The organism is Belliella marina, from assembly GCF_042682445.1.
In the GTDB taxonomy this organism is placed as follows: Bacteria; Bacteroidota; Bacteroidia; order Cytophagales; family Cyclobacteriaceae; genus Belliella; species Belliella marina.
This window is the reverse complement of record NZ_JBHUHR010000048.1, coordinates 167244-187421: the sequence shown is the minus strand read 5'-3', so window position 1 is coordinate 187421 and position 20178 is coordinate 167244. Positions and strand designations below refer to the sequence as shown.

15 protein-coding genes are annotated in these 20178 nt (G+C 42.7%); 12 read left to right on the top strand and 3 right to left on the bottom strand.

From position 1 onward, the window contains the following. Nucleotides 1-346: 346 nt before the first annotated feature. Nucleotides 347-1888: an ArnT family glycosyltransferase gene (locus tag ACFSKL_RS21990; protein ID WP_376889392.1), complete on the bottom strand. Its 1542-nt coding sequence runs from the start codon at nt 1886-1888 to the stop codon at nt 347-349. Between the two features lie 338 nt (nt 1889-2226). Between ACFSKL_RS21990 and ACFSKL_RS21985 the strand changes: the two genes are divergently transcribed. From ACFSKL_RS21985 to kdsB, 3 genes are read left to right on the top strand one after another with little or no spacing between them, the layout of a single operon-like run. Next, nucleotides 2227-3003, top strand: coding sequence for a polysaccharide biosynthesis/export family protein (locus ACFSKL_RS21985; RefSeq protein WP_376889391.1), 777 nt, complete (start codon nt 2227-2229; stop codon nt 3001-3003). A gap of 3 nt (nt 3004-3006) precedes the next feature. Beyond that, nucleotides 3007-5448 carry a GumC family protein gene (locus ACFSKL_RS21980; RefSeq protein WP_376889389.1) on the top strand — a complete coding sequence of 814 codons (2442 nt, stop codon included), beginning with the start codon at nt 3007-3009 and terminating at the stop codon, nt 5446-5448. Between the two features lie 47 nt (nt 5449-5495). Beyond that, complete coding sequence (gene kdsB / locus ACFSKL_RS21975; protein ID WP_376889387.1) at nt 5496-6224, top strand: 3-deoxy-manno-octulosonate cytidylyltransferase; 729 nt, start codon at nt 5496-5498, stop codon at nt 6222-6224. A 311-nt stretch (nt 6225-6535) separates the two neighbouring features. On the opposite strand, the gene ACFSKL_RS21970 is transcribed toward kdsB, so the two are convergent. Beyond that, nucleotides 6536-8434, bottom strand: coding sequence for a tetratricopeptide repeat-containing sensor histidine kinase (locus ACFSKL_RS21970; protein WP_376889386.1), 1899 nt, complete (start codon nt 8432-8434; stop codon nt 6536-6538). 577 nt (nt 8435-9011) lie between these two features. Here ACFSKL_RS21970 and ACFSKL_RS21965 point away from each other — a divergent pair. From ACFSKL_RS21965 to ACFSKL_RS21925, 9 genes are all read left to right on the top strand, one after another. Next, the gene (locus ACFSKL_RS21965) at nt 9012-9467 is read left to right on the top strand and encodes a (2Fe-2S)-binding protein (RefSeq protein ID WP_376889384.1); all 456 of its coding nucleotides are present in this window, start codon (nt 9012-9014) and stop codon (nt 9465-9467) included. A 20-nt stretch (nt 9468-9487) separates the two neighbouring features. Further along, nucleotides 9488-11749 carry a molybdopterin cofactor-binding domain-containing protein gene (locus tag ACFSKL_RS21960; protein ID WP_376889383.1) on the top strand — a complete coding sequence of 754 codons (2262 nt, stop codon included), beginning with the start codon at nt 9488-9490 and terminating at the stop codon, nt 11747-11749. Between the two features lie 7 nt (nt 11750-11756). After that, nucleotides 11757-12923: a cysteine desulfurase family protein gene (locus ACFSKL_RS21955; RefSeq protein ID WP_376889381.1), complete on the top strand. Its 1167-nt coding sequence runs from the start codon at nt 11757-11759 to the stop codon at nt 12921-12923. Nucleotides 12924-12925: 2 nt separating this feature from the next. Further along, nucleotides 12926-14671 (top strand): XdhC family protein, encoded by a 1746-nt coding sequence (locus tag ACFSKL_RS21950; RefSeq protein WP_376889379.1) that lies wholly within the window; start codon nt 12926-12928, stop codon nt 14669-14671. A gap of 165 nt (nt 14672-14836) precedes the next feature. Then, nucleotides 14837-16012 carry a molybdopterin molybdotransferase MoeA gene (locus ACFSKL_RS21945; RefSeq protein ID WP_376889377.1) on the top strand — a complete coding sequence of 392 codons (1176 nt, stop codon included), beginning with the start codon at nt 14837-14839 and terminating at the stop codon, nt 16010-16012. Nucleotides 16013-16015: 3 nt separating this feature from the next. Then, nucleotides 16016-16750 (top strand): sulfite exporter TauE/SafE family protein, encoded by a 735-nt coding sequence (locus ACFSKL_RS21940; RefSeq protein WP_376889375.1) that lies wholly within the window; start codon nt 16016-16018, stop codon nt 16748-16750. Between the two features lie 22 nt (nt 16751-16772). Beyond that, on the top strand, nt 16773-17006 hold the full coding sequence (locus ACFSKL_RS21935) for a MoaD/ThiS family protein (protein ID WP_376889372.1): 234 nt from the start codon (nt 16773-16775) through the stop codon (nt 17004-17006). Between the two features lie 3 nt (nt 17007-17009). Continuing rightward, nucleotides 17010-18092, top strand: coding sequence for a ThiF family adenylyltransferase (locus tag ACFSKL_RS21930; protein WP_376889371.1), 1083 nt, complete (start codon nt 17010-17012; stop codon nt 18090-18092). 11 nt (nt 18093-18103) lie between these two features. Beyond that, nucleotides 18104-18553, top strand: a complete 450-nt coding sequence (locus ACFSKL_RS21925; RefSeq protein WP_376889369.1) for a molybdenum cofactor biosynthesis protein MoaE — start codon at nt 18104-18106, stop codon at nt 18551-18553. 784 nt (nt 18554-19337) lie between these two features. On the opposite strand, the gene ACFSKL_RS21920 is transcribed toward ACFSKL_RS21925, so the two are convergent. Then, nucleotides 19338-19967, bottom strand: coding sequence for a metallophosphatase domain-containing protein (locus ACFSKL_RS21920; protein WP_376889367.1), 630 nt, complete (start codon nt 19965-19967; stop codon nt 19338-19340). Between the last annotated feature and the right edge of the window lie 211 nt (nt 19968-20178).

Genomic DNA, 20178 nt, shown 5'->3' with positions numbered 1-20178 from the left:
ATCAATAATTTGAAATCCCCTAGTGTCCTTAGTGCATCCTTTGGGCTCTTGGTGGTTAGAATTTACCACAAAGTGCACCAAGGTTCCCACAAAGTTCACAAGGGAAAATGGGCTGTCACTAATTTGAAATCCCCTAGTGTTCCTTGTGCATTCTTTGGGCTCTTGGTTGTTAGGATTTACCACAAAGTACACCAAGTTCTCCACAAAGTTCACAAGGGAAAATGGGCTGTCACTAATTCGAAATCTCCTAGTGTCCCTTGTGCATCCTTTGGGCTCTTGGTGGTTAGAACTTACCACAAAATGCACCAAGTTCTCCACAAAGTTCACAAGGGAAAATGGGCTGTCACTAATTCGAAATTCCCTTTTTTGAAAATGAATAAAAAACAACCCATTTATCTTCCTTTTTTCCAATCATTTCGTAACCCATTTTTTCCGTCAGTTGCAAAAACTCTTCAATATCTGGAGTTTCCTTTGGATAGGCGTGTTTGTAGTATTTGTAGATAAACAAGCCGAAAGTGCCTGGCGAGCGTTTCCCAAATGTCCCGGTATCTTCCACCGCCAACAGTCTCTCTTGATGGCTTTGATTGTAAGGAAGTAATACTTCCCTGCTGAAGTGTACAAAATTATTCACGACAAGGAGCTCTTGTGATGTATCAATGGCAGACTCAAATTGATGGATGAAATGGGGATAGTTTTTCAATTGCCTTTGGTAGCTAAAACTGAAAACCACAGCGGCAAGCAACATGCAGCAGATAGCTGTCTTTTTCAACCAAAGGAATTTCCCTCCCAGTAGAATCATCACCAAGCCAAATACCAGCAAAAAAAGCCCATTTTTAAAATCCCCAACCAGCAGCCCGATCACAGCGCCTTGCAAGACCCCGATCCCCCAATACACCCCAGCCACATCATTTTCCAACCAATATTTACAGCCATATCCAATCAAAACCGCAAGGATTGGGATGAGAATGATCAAATGTCTTGGGTTGAGGTAAATGGGATTGTATAATTCAAGACTCGTGCTCATAAACCAAAAACCAAGCATAAGGCAAACCAATGCCAATGCAAATTCAAAGGCTATTCTTTCACCTTTTACCAAACCTACATACACTCCCGGCACTGCAAGGGCAAGCCAAAGCCAATAGGATCTTTCCACAAAGGTGATCAGTGGGCTTATAGTAAGCCTATTTAGCATGGCTGGCCAGGCTTTGTCATTGTATGAGTACTCAGAAATGTAGTGGCCGGCGTTGACGGAATTGATCCTGTAAAAAGGGTCTCCAAAAGCAGACCAATAATAGCCCAGGTAAATAGCGCCGAATACCAAGGCGAAACTTCCAAGCCAAAGGTGGAATTTGAGGGGCTTCCCCTGTTTGAGATCCCATAGGAACAGGAGTACCGGGAATGGAAAAAGGTAGATGGTCGTTTCTTTGGTGGCAAAGCCAATCAGCAGGGATAACACCAGCAGAAATGCGGCAAGTATTGGCCGTTTGGCTCTAGATGTAGCAGCAAAGGGAACGAGGACAACCCACATGACCAGTAAGCTGTCCGGATATACCTTTGGTAGAAAGTGTAATAGAAAGACATGGGAGACGAAGAATATTGCTGCCCAGAATTGTTGGTTTTGTTTGGGCAAAGCCTTGATGATGACAAAGAGTGTGGCCAGATAGGCAAGGAGAGAAGGAATGGAGGCGATCCTGTCATCCAAGCCAAAGAGATGGGTGAATATCCCGGAGAAGAGATAGGCGCCGAATCTACTGCTAAAATGGTAGGCATTGAGGACTGTCTCGCCTTTCCAGAAAGCTTCTCCGGTAAGGATATAAAAAACATCATCACTGAAAGTAATCCCATCATATCCAAGAATCCAGAAAACCACCAAAATAGCGCTTCCCATGGATATAATTTGATTTTGGCTCAGCTCAGTCCTCATTTTCCAAATATACTATCTATTCCCAATCGGACAATTTTTTGCGCAAAATGCACAGGAAAATCGTTTTTGAGTCATGGCAAAGTGAGAAGTCCCTCCCAGGGTTTGGGCATAATCATTTCGGTCTGTGTACCAACAAATACCAATGACTGTCAGCTGTAGACAATTATCCGCATGATTTCATGCGAAAATTCACATACAACTGTCATTGGGGATAATCATATTACATATTTAGCTATATTTGATTCAAAAGTATCATTTCAAATCTATTCATGAAGCATTTCGCTTACGTAATATTGTTACTGATGGCAAGTTCCTGTATCAGCAACAAAAGAATCACCTATCTGCAAAATCTACCTGAAAATGAAGCCATTGATTTAGATGAATTCATACCCTATGCCGAGGTGGATTACAGGTATATCTTACAGCCATTTGATATTGTTGATATAGATTTCGCAAGTTCGGATCCAGAATTGACCGAGGCATTTTCCTTTCAGGGAGCGAGAAATATGCGTGGGGGAATGATGGGTGCCGGTGCAGGTGGGGATCTGTTTTATTTTACAGGTTACTCTATCGATGAAAGAGGTCTTATCGAACTGCCCAAGCTTGGGAAGGTGCACATCGCCGGATTGACAGAGGAACAGGCGAAGGGAAAAGTCCAGCAAGCCATCAATGCCTATTTCAAGGATGATGTGTTTGTGAAATTAAGGACCGCGGGGATCCGTTTTACGACTATAGGAGAGTTTGGCAGAAGTGGAACCCAGGTCATCTTGAGAAATAGGGCGACAATTTTTGATGCCTTGGCAGCTGCCGGGGAATCAAACATTTTGGCCAAAAGAAATAAGCTGTTTATCATCAGGCAATATGATGGCGGGACTAAGATCCACCAGATCAACCTCCACGATAGGGCCTTGTTGGCATCGCCATTTTACTTTATCCAACCAAACGATATTTTGTACCTGGAACCTATGCGGATCCGACAATTGGGGAATGCTGATAACCTGTCTTCCAGTCTACAGCTTTTCGCAACGCTTTTGGCGTCTGGATTATTGATTTTTGGATTGATTAGGGGAAAATTATAGTATATGGAAAAGTTTGATTTAAGCCAGCTGGATAATGAGGAAAGCGAAATAGAAATCAGGTATGTCATCGCAAAATACCTGCGCTACTGGCCTTGGTATGTGTTGTTTATCATTGTTTTTTTGATCGCTACATTTTTTTTTCACCGCTACACGGAAGATGAATATGCTGTGTCCGGTACGATGGTTATCCGGAATACCGTCAAACCTGAAACCAGGATTTTGGACAGGTCTTCTATTTTTTCTACCCAAAACAACCTTGACAATGAGATATTGATGCTTTCATCAAAGAATCTCGCAAGGGAAGCTTTGTCCAAGCTGCATTTTGATGTCGCTTACTTCGCAAAGACCAATATCAAAACCATAGAGCTGTACAAAAGCTCACCCATCCATGTGGAGGTCGACTGGAATCACATGCAGATCCAAAATGTTCCCTTGGCACTCCATATACTTTCTGAAAACACCTATAAAATTGTCCCCGAGACCAGTAGTTTCTTTGATTTCAACCCGGCTTATGCCCAAGTAGATGAATCCATTTTGGACAAGACTTTTGGATTTGGGGAGCAGGTGGAAACGGCAAGGATGAAGTTCAAAGTCCATTTAATCAATCCAGCAAAAGTGGGGGATGTTGTTATTTTTACCTTAAGAAGCCCATCAAGCTTGGAGGAAAAAATGGTCAAAGAGGTCAGCATCAAGCTTGTCAATGCAGGGGCTTCAGTATTGGAATTGAAAATGACCACGTCAGTGATTGAAAAAGGCAGGGACTATATCAATGCTTTGATGGAATCCCATCTGGAGAGTGAACTGAGGGAAAAGAACAGAAATACCGAAAATACCCTCAAGTTCATAGAGGAACAATTGGGCTTTTTGGAGGATTCCCTGAAGAAGAAAGAGAGGGAACTGCAGAATTTCAAGGTCCAGAACAAAATGATCAATGTCAGCGAGGAGTTTTCCGAGGTTTTGGGAAGGATCAACAAGTTGGACGATTCTGTGCAGGAGCTGGATTTTCAACTGTCCTACTACTACTCCATCAAGGATTATATGGAGGAAAAAACCATGGATTTTTCACAGATCATAGCCCCATCAGTGGTAGGTATCCCAGATCCCTTGCTCAATGGGCTTATCCAGACTTTGGTGACATTGTCGCAGGATAGAAGAAAGCTGCTGGCATCAGTCAATGAGATCCACCCTGAAATCAGGAAGATCGATGTACAAATGGAAAAGGTGCAGGAAGCATTGGTGGAGAATATTTTGAACTTGATAGAAAATACCCAAAAGAAAAAGACCCTGGTATTGTCTAATATAGCAACTTACGACAAACAGTTTTCTGGACTTCCCGAGTCTGAATCCCTGTATGCAAGTATATTCAGGGAATATAGGTTACGGGAAAATCTATATACCTACCTACTGGAAAAAAGGGCTGAAGCTGGAATCGCCAAAGCCTCCAATGTGACCGAAAATGCCATCTTGGATTATGCAAAAAAAGGCTCATTGGTATTTCCCAAGAAGGAAAACAATTACCTGTTGGCTATTGCCTTGGGTTTCTTTTTGCCTTTTGGGTTTATCGTGCTTCGGGAGCTCATGGATCAAAGGATCAGAAACCAAAGGGACTTGAAGAAGAATTTTATGATCCCGCAATTGTCCATCATCGGTAAAAGTGATATGCCAACCAATTTGGTGGTAATGGAACACCCCAAATCGGCAGTGGCAGAGTCCTTCCGATCCCTGAGGTCTGCGATCAACTACATCGCTGCAGATAAGAACTCAAAGAAAATATTGGTTACCTCAAGTGTGTCAGGGGAAGGGAAAACCTTTACTTCCATCAATCTAGCCTCTATTCTAGCATTGGGAGGAAAGAAAACTGTCGTGGTTGATGCAGATTTGAGAAGGCCAAAGTTGGCTGGTTATTTCAAACATTCATCAAAAATAGGCCTTTCTACCCTGTTGATTGGCAAAGCCACAGAAGATGAGGTGATTGTGGCTTCTTCCCACGAAAACCTGTTTTTTGTACCATCGGGAATAATTCCCCCGAATCCCGCAGAGTTGCTCCAAACACAGCGCTTAAAAGACTTCTTGGTGTATCTGGAAGCCAATTTTGACATGATTGTCTTTGATACCCCGCCATTGGGCTTGGTCTCTGAGACCATAGACCTGACCAGGCTTTTTGACCTGAATCTTTATGTAGTGAGGCAGGATTATACCCTGAAAAACCACTTGGTGATGATCAATGATTTGTTCCATAACAAGCAGGTAAACAATGTGTATGGCATATTCAATGGGATTGAAAACTCGGGCTACAATTACAAAGGCTACAACTATGGTTATGGAAATGCCTATATTTATTCCCAAAACAACAAATACATGTACAACTATTACGGAGAGGATAGGAAGCCAAGCCAAGCAAAGAATTGGTTCTTAAAGCTTGTATCCTATTTTAAAATAAAGTAGTAGTTGATTTCCCGAAAGATTTAAAAAACCCTATAAACTACCCCTTCATGATAACAGCATTGATCCCGGCGCGATTTGCTTCTACACGGTTTCCTGCAAAACTTTCACAGGAATTGTGCGGAAAATCCGTCATCCAAAGAACCTATTTAAGTACACAGGAGACGGGACTTTTTGACCAAGTGATTGTGGTGACAGACCATGAAGAGATTGTAAGGCAGATCGAAGAAGTGGGAGGGGAAGTGTTTTTTAGCAAAACGGTACACGAAAGTGGGTCAGACAGAATCGCCGAGGCTGTAAAAAATATCGCCACCGATATCGTGGTCAATGTTCAGGGTGATGAGCCTTTTCAGGATCAAAAATCACTTCGGGATTTGGTGCAGGCATTTGAAGACCCCAAGGTGCAGGTGGCCTCTATGATGTTTCATATTTCCATCACCGAAGCGCAAAACCCCAATGCCGTCAAGGTAGTCATAGACAATGATTCGAATGCCATGTACTTTAGCAGGTCACCGATACCCTATATCCGAGAGCGTGCCGATGGTTTTGAATATTGGAAGCATGTTGGGATCTATGCCTACAGGAGGGAGACACTTTTGGAATTTACCACATGGCCAAAATCCAAATTGGAACAAATAGAGATGTTGGAGCAACTGAGGCTTTTGGAACATGGTGTGAAGATCAAGATGGTGGAGACAAAGCACCAAGCCATTGCGATAGATGTCCCCGAAGATCTTGAAAAAGCCATTGAGTATTATCAAACCCACTTCAAAAAATGATTTTGGCAAGTATACCAACCTACTGGTTTGTGTCCCCACAGAACAGTAAATAGGATGTTTTTTGGTTGGTGGAGACACCGACCAAGGTTCCAGGGATCAAATTCATCCATGGCCTGTTTCCTCACAATCCTCATTCATGGTCTGTGTCCTCACAGACCGTTTGAGTTAAAATGGACTACAGCCATGGCATATATCCTCTTAGGCCATTCAATTAGTTATTTGCCCAGCCAAGGTTTGTGTCGCAAAGACCAGTTTCAGTGGATAGGTGTTTTTCGGTTGGTAGAGATACCAATCTCGGTAACAGAGGATTTTTAGGGGTTGAAACTCAGTTTGACCTTTGTACCTACACCTTGGTCACTATGGATCTCCATAGAACCTTTATTTTTTTCTATATAGCCTCTGCACAAAGCCAATCCCATCCCCGTTCCTTTTTCATTGTTTGTCCCAAAATTCGAAATCAACATTTTTTGGTTGAGCTTTTGCAAAGTTTCCGGGGCTATGCCTGTGCCATTATCTTCTATGGACACGGTGATCTTTCCGTCTTCTTCCATGGCTGTGCATGTGATACGGCCATTTTTACTCGTAAACTTGACGGCATTGGCGATGAGGTTTCTCAGGGATATTTCGATCATTTGCCTGTCTGCAAAGAGTTGGATTTCATCCGGGATATCCACCGCTGTATTGATCTGCTTATGTTCAATTGCATATTGCAGGGAGGCTATGGTTTCTGAGAATAAGTGCTTCAAGTTGAAATGTTCGGGGTGGATCGATTCCCCTTCTTTCTGGCTCAATGCCCAATGCAGAAGGTTCTCCAAAGTCGCTCCCGCCCTTCGGATTTCCCTGTTCAAATGGGGAGTTATCTCACTGATTTCCTCTAGGTCCAAGTTCTTGTCCGAGATCAATTCTGTTACCGTGATCAGTGAATTGACTGGCCCTTTCAGGTCATGGCCAATGATCCCAAAAATCTTGTTTTGGTGGTCATTGAGGTTTTTGAGGTTTGCCACCAGTTTGGCAATCTCCTTGTTTTTGTTGGATAGTATAAGGTTTTTTTCCTTTGACTTGCGCAGGTTTTTGGCGACGATCAAAAAGAGGATGGCGATGACAAAGACCAAGACAATCAATAATCCGATGATAAGGATGTTCTGTTGGTTGCTTTTTTCTTTGTTTTCCAATTCCAATTGGAAAATAGCCTTTTCTTTTTCCAGGCTTTTTTGCGATTCTATCCGAGCAATTTCAAGTGTCTGCTCTTTTTGCCTCAAGGAATCTTTGTAACTGTAGTGCTTTTTAAGGTTTTCCAGGGCCAGTTTTGTGTCGCCTGTATCTTCCTGTAGGGCAGAGATGGTGTGATAAGCATCCGCCATTGAGAATATAGACCCTGATGTTAGGGCGTTTGAAAGTGCCTTTTCTGCATATTTCAAAGCAACTTGGGGTTTCCCAGTCACGACATAATATTTGATTTGGCTGGTGTAGGCAAAGGATAAAGTCTCAAAATCATTTGTCTTTTCAGCCGCCTCAAGTCCTTTGTCAAAGTATTTTTTTACGGAATCCAGTTGCCCATTTGCACCAAAGCGGTTTCCGAAATTCAGATAGGCATTGGCGATGTAGGTGTTTTCTCCAGTTTTCTCCAAGTCCCTGATGGCTTCAAAATAGGTAGGTAGCGCTTCTTCAAAGGAATTGGTCTGGGTCATTGCCAACGCTTTGTTCAATTTGTAATTGGCTATGTTGGTTGGCCTTTCGTTTTCGTCACAGATATCCAGAGCTTCTTGGTGGTATTCCAGTGCTTTTTCGAAATCCCCCTCCCTAAAATATATCAATCCTATATTGTTGCTTGTACTTGCTGATTTGTTGAAGAGCTTTTCTTTGCGATAGACTTCCTTGGCCTGCAAATAGTAATCTATCGACTGGCCATGACTTGATTTTTGGTAGTAATACACCCCAAAGTTTGTCAAACTATGGGCTATCCCTACCTGGTAATCCAACTCCCTACTTGCCTGCAGGGCAGTAGTGGCATACATGAATAAGGAATCGGGGTAGGTACCTTTCAGATCAAAAGCATGGTTGTTCATTGCATCTATTTCTTCAACAGATGTTGGTTTTTTTATTTCTAGGTAACCAAAATTGTTTTGAGCCTCAAGCAATAAATTGCTTGAATCAACACCTTGGAAATAAAGAACAATAAAACAGAAAAAAGAAAGGGTGGGTAAAGCCATTCGGGGATTAATCTATTGCAAATCTAAGCTACAATAAAATTAAAAGGAAACTATTGATAAAATAAAATTAGACTAATTCGGTTTTAAGATTGTTTGGGTTATGTAATAACCTGAGTTCGACTATTCTCATTTTGTCAACCTGCCTGCCGGCAGGCAGGAACGGTTTTAAATGGTGAGAACTACGAAATGAAGGTGCGAACTTTTTTATGAAGTAATATTGGGATATTGCGGATTGAAAAAGTGAAGTAGATTGCCGTTTAAAACCGAATAATCGGCTCAGTCAATAAAAACACCCATTTACTGCGTTAAATTTTTGGGCGATAGCTTAGGCTATCCCTCAAAAATTTGCCTTGTAACTGGATATTTTTATTGATTTTGACTTTGTGATAACAATCGAACTCAGGTTAATAATCATGCGCTTTGAATTTTATAAATTGCCAAAAGGGGAAAGTCAATGTTCTAGACTTTGTTTATATTGCCTTCTCCCATATTTGTGCTATTCAAAATTCTCTCATTGAAATACCTGTAGAATGCATCAAGACTCTTAACCAATAAGCATACAAACCATACAATCATCATGGCAAAAATCAATCTGAACATCAATGGCAAAAAAAGGGAAGTGGATGTGGATCCCAACACACCTGTTCTCTGGGTCCTAAGGGATCATTTGGATCTAGTGGGAACCAAATATGGCTGTGGCATCGCCCAATGTGGTGCCTGTACAGTGATCATGGACGGCAATGCCATCAGGTCATGCTCACTTCCAGTTTCCTCAGCAGCGGGTTCGAAGATCACAACGATAGAGGGACTTTCGGAAAATGGGGATCATCCCGTACAAAAAGCCTGGATGGAACATGATGTGCCGCAGTGTGGCTACTGTCAGGCAGGACAGGTGATGAGCGCAGTGGCACTGCTGGACAGTAACCCCAAGCCAAGTGATGAAGAGATAGACAATGCCATGAACGGAAACATCTGTAGATGTGGGACATATACCAGAATCAAGAAAGCTATCCATACCGCTGCAAAATCCTAGACACCAAAACCCCAAAAGAAATGACAGTCGTAAAAACAAATATGAATAGAAGGACCTTCTTGAAGGCATCTGCTTTGGCAGGAGGGGGATTGATGTTGAGTTTCAGTTGGCTAGCGGGATGCAAACCTGAGGAGGTTGAGAAGTTGGGTATGCCAGATGAATGGTTTGAATTGAATGCCTATATCAAAATCGGTGAAAATGGAGCCATCTCCCTCATGTCACCAAACCCTGAATTCGGCTCCAATGTAAAAACATCCATGCCGATGATTTTGGCTGATGAGTTGGATGTGGATTGGGAAAATGTGATGGTGGAACAGGCAGATTTTTTCCCCGAGAGGTTTGAAAGGCAATTTACCGGAGGAAGCCAAGGGATCAGGCAAGGCTGGAAGCCGTTGAGGACTGCAGGTGCGACGGCAAGACTGATGTTGATCCATGCAGCAGCCAAAACTTGGGAAGTTTCCGCAAGTGAAATAACTACAGAGAATGGAATGTTGATCCACAGTCTGAGTGGAAGCAAAGCGGGTTATGGTGAAATGGCCTCTGCGGCAGCTACTTTGGAAGTTCCAGAAGAAGTGACTTTGAAAGAAATCAAGGATTTCAGTATCATCGGCACTTCAAGGGGAAATGTTGACATTAAAAAAATATTGACCGGCAAACCTTTGTTTGCCATGGATCATAAAAAGGATGGAATGCTCATCGCGATGATAGTGCATCCACCTGCCTTTGGGATGAAACTGAAAGCGCTCGATGAATCTTCAGTAAAATCCATGTCAGGAATCAAGGATGTATTTAGTTTCGAAGTCCATAAAGAGGGTTATGAACAAAATGCTTTTGATACAACCACACATCCAGAATTGGTAGCGATTGTTGGAAACTCAACTTGGGAAGTAATGCAAGCAAAGCGGGCATTAAAAGTAGAATGGGAAAAGGCTCCCGAGAGAGAATTTGTAATGGAAGGCTGGGGAGGAAACAAAAGCACAGTAAAGGTTCCTGCTGGATTGGAAAGTACTGAAAAACACCTGGCCAGCATGCAGGAATCTTCCAGAAAACCGGCAAATGTACTGCGCAAAGATGGAAATCCTGAAGTAGCTTTCAAGAATGCCTCCAAAATATTGGAAAGGACATATACAGCTCCATTTTTAGCACACAATTGTATGGAACCTGTCAACTGCTTTGCACATGTCATGGAGGGCAAAGCAGAGATTTATGGCCCTACACAAGCACCTGAATTCATTGCCAATACACTTGCAGCCCGCTTGGGGATTCCAAAAGAAAATATTCAAATCAACCTGGCAAGAATGGGGGGTGGCTTTGGTCAGAGAGCCTATGCACATCACATGGTAGAAGCAGCGGTGATTTCCCAAAAAGTAGGTGCACCGATCAAAATGATTTACACAAGGGAAGATGACATGACTTATGGAATCTACAGACCGACTTACATCGCTACTTACAGGGCTGCATTGGATGAGGACAACAACCTGATAGGATTACATGTCAATGCAGGAGGGATTCCTGAAACACCCATCTCGCCAAACAGATTTCCAGCAGGAGCTGTAGACAATTATTTGGCTGAAGGATGGGAAATAGAATCTAATATTACAGTTGGTGCATTCCGTGCACCAGGGTCAAACTTCATCGCTGGTGCAGAGCAATCATTTTTGGATGAATTGGCAGAAGAAATGGGTAAGGATCCGATCGGTTTCCGGTTGGAGTTGTTGGAAAGGGTGAAAAACAAACCCGTGGGAACCAATAACCACTATGATCCTGATAGGTATGCCGGAGTTCTCAAATTGGTCAGGGAAAAATCAAATTGGGGGAATGCTGTGCCAGGTTTGCATAGAGGGGTTTCGGCTTATTTCTGTCACAATTCCTATGTAGCCCAAGTTTTGGATTTGAAAATGGAAGGAAATAGGCCTGTTGTGGAAAATGTCTATGCTGCAGTAGATTGTGGTATTGTCATCAATCCTGATGCGGCATCCAACATGGGGGAAGGCGCCATTGTTGACGGAATTGGAAACGCATTTTTTGGAGAGCTTCCATTTGAGGATGGAGTTCCCCAAAAGAGTAATTTCAATACCTACAAGATGATCAGGATGTCAGAAGCGCCAAAGCATATTGAAGTGCATTTTGTGCAAAATGAGCATGATCCAACAGGTTTGGGAGAGCCATTGTTCCCACCGATTTTTGCTGCTGTAGCCAATGCTTTGTACAAAGCTACCGGTACGAGATATTATGACCAACCATTTTCCAAAGGTTTGGAAAATGAAATGATTAGAATGTGATTTTAAGATGAACCGTCCAATTTACCTCGATTATAACGCCACCACACCATGCGACCCTAGGGTTTTGGAATCGATGCTGCCCTACTTTGGAGTGCATTATGGAAACCCTGCCAGTAGGGATCATTTCATGGGCTGGGAAGCGGAAGATTCAGTCCAAAATTGGAAAGAGGAGCTGGCAAAGTTGTTCAAGGGAAAACCCGATGGTGTCATTTATACCTCAGGGGCAACTGAATCCGTTAACCTGGCTTTGAAGGGCTTGGTCGAAAATGCAGGTAAGGGAAAAAACCACATCATCACCTGCCAGACAGAACATCAGGCTGTCTTGGATACCTGCGCTTTTCTGGAATCCAAAGGGGTTAAAGTCACTTATTTGAAAGTAGATAGGCTTGGCAATATTTCCTTGGATGATCTGGAAGCACTGATTGACGAAGCGACGATCTGTGTAGCATTGATGTATGCAAACAATGAGACAGGGATCATTCATCCCATCAAGGAAATATCGGAAATAACCAGAAGAAAGGGAACGCTGCTATTTTGTGATGCCACCCAAGCTCTTGGGAAAATCCCGGTAAATGTCAGAGAGGAAGGGATTGATATGATGGCTTTTTCAGCCCATAAAATGTACGGCCCCAAAGGTGTTGGGGGCTTGTATGTCAACCAGAAATCAATCGGTTCCAATATTTCCCCATTGATCCATGGGGGAAAGCATCAGAAAGGGCTGCGTAGCGGAACACTGAATGTGCCTGGTATTGTGGGTTTGGGATATGCTGCCATGCTCAGCAAAAAAGTAATGGAAGACGAAATGGCAAGGTTAACCGCTTTGAGGGATAGAATTGAGGATGTTTTGGTCGGGGAAATAGAAGGTGTAAGCGTAAATGGGACTGGCAATAGATTGGCGCATGTCAGTAATTTGGTAATTGCTGGGATAAATGCCGAAAAACTGCTTTTGTCACTTTCCAAAGACCTTGCACTCAGTAAGGGAAGCGCCTGTGCAAGTTTGATCCACAAACCTTCCCATGTACTTCGGGCAATGGGCTTGTCGGATATGGATGCTTTGGGTTCTATCCGCATCAGTTTGGGTCGGTTTACTACTGCTGAGGACATTGATATGGCATTGGAAAAACTAGTGGCAGGAATCAAGGCACAGCAACAATCAAAAGCAGCAACAGTTTAGGTATGAAGGAGATCAAGCAGATTTTAAAAGCTTATTCTCAGGCTAATTCAAAAGGGCAGGGGGCTGTTTTGGCCACTGTGGTTTATATTGAAGGTTCGTCCTACAGGGCGCCCGGAGCCAGGATGCTGATTACCGATGAAGGTGAGCTCACTGGTGCTATTAGTGGAGGATGCCTGGAATCAGACATCCTCCGCAAAGCCTTGATGGTAATGCAGAAGGCTCAACCTTTGTTGGTGACTTATGATACTTCGGATGAAGACAATACCTTGTTTGCTGTGAATTTGGGTTGCAATGGGATCATCCATATTCTTTTGGAGCCAATCAGTGAGAAAGATAAGCACAATCCTATTGCCTTGTTGGGCCATGTAGCCAACAAAAGACAGCATGCTGTCTTGACTACATTTTTTTCGATAGAAGATAGAGCCTCTATTCAGCAGGGTACAAAATTGCTATTCTCGCCCAGTGGGTTTGTTGCTTCTGATTTGAGCCTTCCTTTAGGAAAAAATGAACTGGAAGCCGATATCAGGTATGCGTGGGAAAGAAGATCTTCGGCTTTCATCAAATTTCCAAAAACCAGTGAAGACATCCCTGAAATCAATGCTTTTTTTGAATATTTGACACCTTCCGTTTCCCTTGTGGTAGCCGGGGCAGGAAATGACGTATTGCCACTGGTAGCTATGGCAAATATACTGGGTTGGGAGTTGACAATCATGGATGGGAGACCCCTCTATGCAAATGAAAGTAGATTTCCCAGCTGCCAATTGATTTTGACGGATCCCTCTATGGCTATTGGCCAACTCCAGGTGGATGAATATACGGCGTTTGTCTTGATGTCCCACAACTTCGAATACGATAAAGCTGTGCTGAAGCATGCCTTGCTTAGCCCTGCCAAATACATAGGGCTGCTTGGCCCAAGCAAAAAGCGGGATAAGATATTGGAAGAACTCCAAGAAGAAGGGATTGGCATAGATGGGGCATCATTGGAGAAACTGCATGCACCAATAGGTTTGGATTTGGGGAGTGAAAGTTCTGAAGAAATTGCCCTCTCCATAGTTTCTGAAATCCAGTCCGTATTCGCTGACTCGGATGTTGAAAAGCTCAAAAACCGAAAGGGGAAAATCCACCGAAGGGATTTGGGATTAATCCATTCGATAAAATCTTATGGGGTATTGATCCTCGCTTCGGGGGAATCCAAGAGAATGGGAACTCCAAAGCAAACTATAGCTTACAAAGGAAGCACTTTGTTGCGGAATTCGGCGATTCAAGCCATTCAATTACAGACGGCCGTTACGATGGTCATTATCCCGGAGGGGAAAGAAGATATCAGGAAAGAATTGGAAGGACTTCCTGTGGAAATTGTTGAAAACCCTGGTTTTCGCGAAGGGATGTCAAGTTCCATCAGGGAAGGAATCAAAGCGATTCGGTTGAATCATCCGCATCTTGAATTTATTCTGATAATGCTCTGCGATCAGCCCTATGTAGATACAAGCCACCTGACAAAGCTTGTAAACACCCAAAGGGAGAACAGTTCCAAAGTCACATCAAGTCTGTACGAAGGCAGGAAAGGAGTGCCAGCCTTGTTCCATCGTTCCTTGTTTGGGCAATTGCTTGCCTTGGATGGAGATACGGGGGCAAAGCACCTGATCGAAAAGTTGGGGAATGAAGTCTCAGCAGTATCTTTTCCCTTGGGCGCTTTTGATGTAGATACACCCGAAGCCAAGAATCAGCTGGATAGCATCAAAGGGTGATGATAAGCTAGGATTGTTTTAGTAGCTCAAAAATATGGTGCATTTTATGGATCAATATTCGGCAACCATCTTAAGCCATAATTGTCTTTTTATCCAATAGGAAATTATTGCAGATTATCACATTAAATATATTAGTTTAGTATCCAACTTATATTTTTGCAAGGAATGATCAAAGTAGAGGAAGCCAAAGAAATATTATCGGCGATAAAAATTGATAGGAAAATCAAAACTGTCTCCATCACCGAATCGGTTGGGATGTTTTGTGCAGAGACAATTTATTCACCCATTGCTGTCCCATCTTTCGACAATTCGGCGATGGATGGATATGCTTTGTTTTTTGATGATATCAAACCTGTGATGGAGATTTCTGGTGTTGTCAAAGCCGGTGATACTTTGGTTGAGCCTTTGAAATCGGAGACTATTGTGAGGATTTTTACCGGAGCGCCGATTCCAGTTGGGGCTGATACTGTCGTCAAACAAGAGCTTGTCAAAATTCAGGATAGACAGATAACGATAGACCCAGGCTTGGTGAAGAAAGGTGATTTTGTCAGAAAATCAGGGGCGCAATGTGAGATTGGGCAGGAGGTTGTCAAAATTGGCACCAAGATCACCACTGGAACGGTCGCCTTGCTGGCTTCTTTGGGGATTGCAGAAATTGCAGTGTTCAAAAAACCCAAAGTAGGGGTGGTTTTGACTGGAGATGAGGTTGTAGGTTCAAATGAAAAGCTGCTTCCAGGGCAAATTTATGATGCCAATGGACCGATGTTACATACAGCATTGCTGGAGTTGGGGATAGAAGTGGAGTTTGTAGAGAAAGTAAAAGATGAAGCCAAATCTGTTGAGGAATCAATCAAGAATCTTGTAGAAAAGGTAGATATTCTGATTTTAAGTGGAGGCATATCCGTAGGTGATTTTGATTTTGTAAGGCCTGCTTTACAAAACTTGGGAGCCAAGGAACTGTTCTACAGGATAGCGCAAAAACCCGGGAAGCCCTTGTATGCTGGTATACTGGGCTCAAAAGTGGTCTTTGCTTTGCCGGGAAATCCTTCTTCCTCCCTTTCCTGTTTCAAAGTGTATGTAAGTCCTTTTATCATGCGGTTTTGCGGTGCTGAAAACACCTACCAGTCTGATCTTAAATTTCCATTGGCACAGGCATACAATTCTGATTCTTCCCTGACATTGTTTTTGAAATGTGAATTGAAGGAAGGTGAGATCCATATCTTAAGTGGCCAAGAATCTTTCAATTTGATTTCATTCAATCGGGCGACTGGTTTGGTAGAAATCCCAAATTCAGATACCCAAAGCTCGAAAGGTAACCTTTACAATTATTACCCTTTCTAAAGTATGGATCTTTGGACAGTCTTTTTGTTTTGCCTCTTGCCCATTGCCGCATTTTTATATGCTTCGGTTGGCCATGGTGGGGCAAGCAGTTATTTGATGATCCTTACACTGATGGGTTTTCTTCCCGAAGAGATCAGGCCATCGGCTTTGTTGTTGAATATTTTCGTTTCCCTGATTTCGTTTCTGAATTTCAGAAAACAGGAGTCCCTGCAAAAAGATTTGTTTTGGTCACTGATCTTATTTTCTATCCCTGCAGCATATGTTGGCGGGACAATCCTATTGGATACAGCCATTTACCGTAAGATATTGGGGATTATATTGTTGTTTCCTGCACTGAAGTTCTTGTCGGTTTTTCCTGAGTCCACCAAAGTTGTCGTGGAGAGAAAAGTGTGGATGGGACCGCTGTTGGGGGTGGTCATAGGATTGCTTTCTGGCTTGGTCGGAATTGGGGGAGGTGTTTTGCTTACCCCGATTATCCTGATGCTGGGCTGGGCAAATGTCAAACAGACAGCAGTTTTATCTTCCCTGTTTATCTTTTTGAATTCCATCGCAGGCTTTGTCGGATCAGGTTCTTTGGATTTTGATTTGCCCAGCCAATTTTGGATCCTGATTCCAATTACTATCATTGGAGGTTTATTGGGAGGGTATTTTGGGGCAAAAAGGTTTAGCAATGCTGCATTGAGGTATTTACTCTGTGCAGTTTTGATTTTTGCTTCGGTAAAATTGTTATTAAATTAAAAGTTTTAGTAAGTTAGATTCAATGAAATTAACTGTTAGAGTATTTGGGAGAGTTTCGGAGGAGATAGGGGAAGCTGAATTTTCGATTGAGAATACAGGCAATGTATCTTCCCTGCGGGATGGGATCATAGCGCTATATCCCGCAATCAAAGATTTGAAATTTGCCATAGCGATCAACCATCAGCTGGCCACAGATTCAGATGCTGTTCCTGAGGGTGCTGAAGTCGCCCTGCTACCCCCATATTCAGGAGGATAAGTGATGGACAGGTTTGATAGACAATATAACCTCAAGGGTTTTGGACGGGCTTCACAACAGAAGTTGCAAAGTGCAAAAGTATTGGTGGTAGGGGCAGGGGGGCTTGGTTGTCCCATATTACTTTATTTGGCAGCTGTGGGTGTTGGTAAGTTGGGGATTGTGGATGGAGACGTGGTTTCAGAATCCAATCTTAGCAGACAGGTTCTATTTGGGAAAAATGATCTGGGAAAGAAAAAAGCAATCATTGCGGCGAAAATCCTCGGTGATAAATATGAGGATATCGAAATCATCCCAATCCCAGAGTACCTTCACAAAGAAAATATCCTTGATTATATGGCTGGTTTTGATATAGTTGTGGATGGATCTGATAATTTCCCCACAAGATACCTTGTCAATGATGCCTGTGTGTTGTTGGGTAAGCCCTTGGTCTTCGGTGCCTTGTATCAGAATGAAGGACAGATATCAATATTCAATGCATCCGGGATAGATTCGGTAAACTACAGAGATATGTATCCTGTACCCCCATCAGCCCATGAAGTGCCAAACTGTAACGAGTCAGGGGTATTGGGTGTGTTCCCCGGAATCATTGGCAGCATGATGGCAGCCGAAGCTATCAAGCTGATTTCAGGGTTTGGGGAGACCCTCAGTGGAAAGATGCTTTTTTACAATTTTCTCAATCACGCTGAATATAAAATAGGATTGTCCAAAAATCCCCAAAGTAAAATATCAAGTCCAAAATCAGCCACTGAATTGTTGGAAATGGACTACCAAGACTTCTGTGGCCTATCAGCCCAAATTGCTTGGGAAGAGGTGTCGGTCTTGCGGAATGAATTTCCCGACACCATTCTGATTGACGTGAGGGAAGATCATGAAGAGCCTGAACTGGAAGGGCTTCCTTTTACCAGAGTTACCATGGATAGGATTGCTACAGCAGATGAGGAGTTTGCCCAAGGCAATACGATCTTGCTCTTTTGCCAAACAGGTATCAGAAGTATGAAGGCTTCAAAGATACTGCAGGAAAGATTTCCTGATAAATATATAAGATCAATCAGCGGGGGGGTCAATTCCTTCGACTTCGATAGTTAAAGCAAACAATAATGGAAGAAAAGATTAGAACGCCAAAGAACATATTTGTCGATGGGGCTATTTCGCCTGAGAGGATAGCCAATTCAATAGCCAAACACAGTACAAAGCATGATATCGGTGGGCACAGTATATTTCTCGGACAGGTACGGGCAGATGTCAAAGAAGCTGGAGAGGTGCGGGCAATTGAATATACTGCTTATGAAGACATGGCCCTACAGAAAGCATTCGAAATCAGGGAGGATATTTTCTCAAAATACCCCCTGACTTGCATGCATATCTACCACAGTCTTGGAGAAGTGAAGGTAGGGGAGATTTGCCTTTTTGTATTTACTTCTTCCAAACACCGCAAAGCAGCTATTTCCGCATGCGAAGAACTGGTGGAAAAAATCAAAAAAGACCTTCCAATATGGGGAAAGGAGTTGTTGGAAAATGATGCCTCTGTCTGGAAAGAAAACAGGTGATACCCGATTTTCGGTCTCCTTTTAGTCTTGGCAGCAAAGATCCTGTAAAAAGATTAGCCGCAGAGGTACGCAAAGGGGCGCAAGGAAAAGTTTTTTTAGAGTCCGGTTTTTCTCAGATTGGAGTTTTAGGTGAAAATCTGTTGTGCCATCATCTTTTTTGATTTTGGTGTGCTACGCTAAAAGCCTTGGGTATCTTAACGTTCATTGCGGCAAAGGATCTTTGGTATAAGGATTAACCGCAGAGGTACGCAAAGGGGCGCAAGGAAAAGTTTTTTTTGGAGTCCTGTTTTTCACAGGTTGGAGTTTTAGGTGAAAATCTGTTGTGCCATCATCATCTTTAATTTTGTTGAGCGACGCTAAAAACCTTGCGTACCTTAGCGTTCATTGCGGCAAAGGATCTTTGGTATAAGGATTAACCGCAGAGGTACGCAGAGGGGCGCAAAGAAAAGTTTTTTTTTTGGAGTCCTGTTTTTCTCAGATTGGCGTTTTAGGTGAAAATCAGTTGTGCCATCATCATCTTTGATTTTGGTGTGCTACGCTAAAAACCTTGGGTATCTTAGCGTTTATTGCGGCAAAGGATCTTCGGTATAAGGATTAACCGCAGAGGTACGCAAAGGGGCGCAAAGAGAAGTTTTTTTTGGAGTCCTTTTTTTCACAGGTTGGAGTTTTAGGTGAAAATCTGTTGTGCCATTATCTTTTTTGATTTTGGTGTGCTACGCTAAAAACCTTGCGTACCCTTGCGGTCATTGCGGTAATGAATTTGATTGGCTTAAAGTTTTTTGGGTCAAAACAAATCTATGGATACTGGATCATTAACCAAAGCATAGCGGTCATCCAGAACGGATGCGTTGATGAAGGTTGTTTGGGATTTGGTGACCAAACCATAATCTTCATGAATGTGTCCGAAAACATGGTATTTGGGTTTCAATTTGGTGACAGATTTTAGCAAGTCATCACAGCCTACAGCAAGTCCTCTGGTATTTCTGTCTAGTATTCCCCTTGGAGGGCCATGGGTAATGAGTATATCGGTTTTCTTGGGGATGAGTTTCCAAGTTTCTTTTATTTCCGTCCCTCGTTGCCTGTTAAATGCCCAGTCATTGAACCATGGAGTGATTGGAGATCCCCAAAAATTGACTCCTTCAATGGTAACACCGCTATTATGTAGGTAATGGATATTGTCGGGAAGGATTGCTTTGATCCGCATTGCTGCGGCATGTTCAAAGAAGAAGTCATGGTTTCCTGCGATAAAGATTTTGTGTTTGAAATCCAGCTTTGAAAACCAGTCCAAGAAATCCACAACTTGCTCTTCCCTTCCATTGCTGCTGACATCACCAGCATGGATAAGCAAATCTCCTGAATCCATCTTCAGTGAGCGGTGCTGACCATGCGTATCCGATATCAAGGTAGTTTTCATACAATGCGAAGCTAAGAATTTAATCTGATAGAGCAATTAGTTGTATTGTATTGATAAAAGTTCTTTTAGTTTTTCTAATTGATTGGAGGATGTTGGTATATGGGAGGAAAAAAATTAAGTTTGTATTGTATACAGTTTGTTCCTTCTGCATTTTGTTTAGATTACAAAATATGATGGTTTTGGGGTGTGTCCGTATATTAACTTATGAAAA